Here is a 4,382-nt window from a genome sequence, read left to right as displayed (position 1 = left end):
TAGGCCGTATTCGTTTGTTATTCCTTCTATCGAGACGATGGTAAGTGGACCTGTTAGCTTGTGGTCTTTTCCTTGGTCTATGAGTTGGCCATCGCTATTTCTTGTGCTGAGCAGACCGAAGTCTATCGAGAATGCACCTTTAGTTTGGGAGAAGATGGTTTTGTTTTGGTTGTTGGTGTATTTAACCTTCGTGCCATCTCCATCGACTACGATAATAGCAGCTTGTTTTGAGATGGTCGCTTGGTCTTGTGCGATGACTGCGCCATTGGCATATTGGACTGGCGAAATGGTGAAGGTGATTTTTTCGTTGGATAGGTCATCGTCCTTGCTCGTTCCTTCTGTTATACTCCCCACTGCAAATGGGCCTTCGACTACCCTCAATGTTGTTTCTCCCCATCCTACGTAAGCCGGTATAGCTTTACCTGCAGTTTGCTGAAAGATAGAGAAATCCGTTACGGCATTTGTATCTACTTCAGCTACAAAGGTCCAGTTCCCTTTACTATCGGCCTTTGCCTTACCGATGGATGTGCTATTGTTTTTGAAGAAAAACAATTCATAGTTGGGTTCTGCTGTGCCTTTTAGCTCCACTTTGTTCCCCTGGATGCGATAACCGGACGTGCCGGCCTTGACCGCAAATTTCGTGTCTAGCTTGACCGCTGCTATTGAAGCATTCTTTGATATATTAAATAAAGAGGTAGAGACTTGGTGGTATTCCCCATTAATAGTGTCACCAATATCCAGCCCACTTTTAAAGCTGTCCAACGACACATTTATACCTTCATTTTGAAATATGTCATTATAGATCTTCCAACTATACTTAAATCCCTCTGTGGTCACAAAATAATTGTTTTTACTATCGATAAATCTCACTGCTTTATTCCCAATCGCACCTTCTTTTGGAGGAGCATAAAGATTAAACACTCCAGAGGTTTGCGTTTCCACAGCCTTATTTTTAACAATCTTATGAATAGCAATAGTTTTATCTAACGCAGCTTGATTGGAATTATTGGCTGTAAAAACAATTTGTATGGCGCCATTTTTATCCGTCTGAGCATTAACCGACTTAGCACCTGCATTATTGTTAGCTGCTCCATTTACAGAGATTAGCTTGACGCCAGCTGGTATATCAATTCGAACTGCTTGATTACTCGTGTTTTTAAAGACAGTCGAGAGTGACAAAACCTCTGTCGTTTCTTTATGCTGAATGTTTTTATCACCTATATAAACAGGTGATATATTTCCTGGAACCGCAAAGCTCACCGAACCGTTTTTATATATAATCGTATAGGTAGTTCCAGGTACCTGAACAGATGTTTTTAATGTAACGTTAAATCCATCACCGCTCAGAGAAGCACTACTAATAGTCATCCCATTATTTGCAGTGAAATCTGATGCCTTCACAGAAGAAATGGATCTATTTAACTTAACGAGTACGGTCGTGTTATCGACGCGAGTGACAGCTACTGCATTCATCGGCAAAGCATTGTTAATATTATTAATTGCTGCTTGTAGGCTCTTTTCCCACTTTAACGTTTCAGCACTTAAAATCGCTTGTGCCTCATATACTTTAGCTGAAGCCTCGGTGTATCGTCCCCTTGTTAAGTCCAGCTGGGCACCCTTGGCAAGCATATGAACCGTCACATCATTTTTTAGCTCTAATATTAGCTTTTCAGCTGGACCTTTTACTGCTCCTCTAATCCGATCCCGTGTCGATTGACCATATACACGGTCTAACAGAATCGTCTGCTTTCGAAATTCTGCTGTCATTTCATGATAAGCCTTTTCCACTTGATCTAAATTATTTGCCTGTACCGCTAGGGATAGCGCATTTGTCTTTGCATGTATTTTACTGCTTGCTGTAATAGCATCTAGATAGCCCTGTGCACGCTGTAGCTGAGTTTTAGGCTCTATTAATAAAGACTCGTACTTTAATTTCTCTGAAAAGCTAGCCTTAGCAAGGGCAGCCTCCACTTTTCCAATTGCTTGCTTCGCATTATTGAATTGTTCCCACGGCTGAATGACCCCATCTGCCGACCCCTCCACCGAAATTGCCCACTTCAACACATTTCCAGCATTTTGTGCATCCACAACTAACTGATGTAAGTTTGATGCGGCTTCAGCCTGAGACCCTGGAGTCACGGCAATTATTGCTGAAGTCGCTACCAATGTGGATACAATTAGCTTTCCGCTTTTATTCCTCATATTACTCTCCCTCCTATCGTTTATCGCTCAAGCCAATATATGTTCAAGACATATAAACTTATGAGAATAAGAGAGATTAGAAAAGCGCAAGCGCCTATGTCTGCCCCGACAGGCAAATGGAAAAATGCGAGGAGGCAGTTCTCCAGCCACCGGAGCTTTTATCCATTTGACCCGAGGGGCAAGGCGCTGGAGCTAGACAACTGCCCCGACAGGCAAATGAATAAAAGCTCTTCAGCCACCGGGCAACGAAGCTAGACATCAATTTATCCACAGGTTCAGAACTTTATAGTTTCCTAAACAAAAAAACTCTGCAAAGCTTAATAGCTTTAAACAGAGTGATAGATTTACAATTTTTTTAGCAGTTTTGGCAAGTAGTCATGCAAATCTTGAAAAGAATATCCTAGGCTTTTAGCACGTTCATTGCTAATCAGCCAAGTTTTTGATAGATTGTAAGGAGAATCTTCTCCCTCAATGGGATTTAAGCTAATACTTGCCTCTTTACCCGTCTCTGCTTCAATTAAATGAACTAAATCCTTCAGCTTAATCTTACCATTGCTGGTCGCATTCACAGCTCCGGTAAATGTAGAGAGTCCAATCCACGCAAGGAACTGTCCAATCTCTTCCTCCGAGATAAAATCTATATAAGCATCCGAGTTTACTAGATGAAATTCATCTCCGCTCATAATTTTCCCAACATAATATTTCATTCGGTTGGTGTAATCATGTTCCCCAATCACGATTGGTGGTCGAACAGCAGCTACTGGAAACTCCGCGTGCTGAAAAAAGACAGCCTCCGCTTGGCGTTTTCCTTCCGCATAGGTAAAGTTCTCTTTTGTTCCCATGACTATGGAATGCTTTTCTGGAATAAAATCTTCCTCACTAGATAGCTCTTTTCCTTCATAAACAGACTTTGAAGAAGTAAGAACATACTTTTTCGTATGTCCATTAAACACTTCAACCGCGTCTAACGCATCTCTAGAGGCATAACAGATTTGATCAAAAACAACATCCCATTTTTCTGATTGAAGCTTCTCTTTGTCAGCCAACAAGCTGGATCGATCTATAACCATATGATTTACTTTTTTAGAAAAAACATGTGCTGTATTTCCTCTAGTTGCGACAGTTACTTCTATTCCTTCATTTAAAAGTGCCTCCACCAAATGAACACCAAAAAAACGAGTTCCACCTAAAACCAATACCTTCTTCAAACTTCCACCCCTCTACTGGATATTAATACCATTATAACTGATTAAAAATATGTAGTGAAAGCCCCGTATCCAAAATAAACGGTAAGAACTGATAATATACCAAACACGATACTCTCCACTGTCCCCCCAGTTCTCGTAGTTATAGGAAAACGAACTGTCACAGGTATTGGAAAGAATAATTTAACCCCATTTTTCGTAGCCATATCTAAAAGAAGATGACTTGCTACCCCAACTGAAACTCCCATCATAATCGACTTGTCCCAGCTAAAATAATTCATAATAGCAACTAATAGAAGAATGAACAATAGACTATGCGTAAAGGATCTATGTCCAAACACTTTATTAATAATTTTGGATATGAGTGGAAAGCGTCTTCCTATCATGCTTCCACCGTGGCATATATCCGGTAGGATCGCACCTGCCACACCTCCTACGACAAGCAATACCGGGTCATAATCTGTCATCTGTGAGATAGCAAGACTTGCTGCAAGACCGCCTATAATATGTGTGTTTCCTGTCATGCTATTAATTCTCCTTTTCTTATGTATCGAGAAAGCATGAAACATTTTACACTATTTGGTTTTATATCTAAATAGGTGAAATATCGTAACCTATCTATTTAGTTAGGCAGAAAGACTCTATTTTCACTAAAAAAGAGACTTCTTGTTCACTGGAGAGGAATTCTGCAAGAACTATCTATTGATTTAAGGGAAAAACGGGGCTAGGACAAAACGTTCCTCAACAATAAAAAGCCTCGAAAATTTTACGACCTTGTAATTTTTCGAGGCTTCTATTCAAATATACCTGTGATTGTTTTCCGTTACAGTGGACGCTTTCCGGGGGCACGGCTTCAATCTCCTCGTTACTTCGTTGAGGGCACTGAAAAACTTACGTTTTTATAATAAATTTGTTTTTGAAAATAAAAAAGGGTACTTTTTGTTCAAATTGAACAGAAAATACACTTTTTCATTT

General features: G+C 40.2%; 2 protein-coding genes and 1 pseudogene. All 3 read right to left on the bottom strand.

What is annotated here, in order from left to right:
- Nucleotides 1–2,202: pseudogene (locus AC06OU_RS10745) on the bottom strand (hypothetical protein); the annotation flags it as partial.
- Between the two features lie 344 nt (nt 2,203–2,546).
- Nucleotides 2,547–3,410 (bottom strand): NAD-dependent epimerase/dehydratase family protein, encoded by an 864-nt coding sequence (locus AC06OU_RS10740; RefSeq protein WP_475855705.1) that lies wholly within the window; start codon nt 3,408–3,410, stop codon nt 2,547–2,549.
- Nucleotides 3,411–3,451: 41 nt separating this feature from the next.
- Nucleotides 3,452–3,931 (bottom strand): metal-dependent hydrolase, encoded by a 480-nt coding sequence (locus AC06OU_RS10735; protein WP_475855704.1) that lies wholly within the window; start codon nt 3,929–3,931, stop codon nt 3,452–3,454.
- Nucleotides 3,932–4,382: the final 451 nt, after the last annotated feature.

Source organism: Psychrobacillus sp., assembly GCF_056205495.1.
This window is presented reverse-complemented; position numbering and strand designations above follow the sequence as displayed.